General features: G+C 62.6%; 1 protein-coding gene. It reads right to left on the bottom strand.

What is annotated here, in order from left to right:
• The coding region (locus EOA29_RS40025) for a hypothetical protein (RefSeq protein WP_145970188.1) at positions 1–331 on the bottom strand (331 nt) is incomplete at its 3' end.
• Positions 332–455 lie beyond the last annotated feature (124 nt).

Below are 455 nucleotides of genomic sequence, written 5' to 3' on the forward strand. Positions count from 1 at the left end.
TCTCGATTGCGTCGAGCAACGCGGCGAGACCCTCGACATCCTTCAGGTGCTGTTCCGCCCACGCGCGCCACAGATAGTAGTAGGCGAGGTCGGCGCGCTCCTTGTTGGCCTTAGGAGCGCCGCCCTTCTTGAGAAAGTGATGGAGCAGCGCCTGCTTGCGCTTCGGGAGGCTGGCGGCACTTTCCTTGCGAAAGCCGTCAACACTAGGCAGCACACGCAACAGTTCCCGGCTGGCCTTGCTGGTCACTTCGCTGAAGAAGGCCAGCAGTTCGCGGTCACCAAGCGCGCGTAGCCGCTCGACAGCCTGTGGTGTGGGCGACGGCTGGGTCATGTTGCGTCTCTGTTTCCGCGAATGCGGGTCAAGGCAATACGGTGGTGAGCCTCAAGCCAACGCGGCGCAATCATGGCGCGCAATGCGGTCGAAAGCGCCTCGTCGGACTGCGACCTTGAAGCAA

This window comes from Mesorhizobium sp. M1E.F.Ca.ET.063.01.1.1, from assembly GCF_003998155.1.
GTDB lineage: Bacteria > Pseudomonadota > Alphaproteobacteria > Rhizobiales > Rhizobiaceae > Mesorhizobium.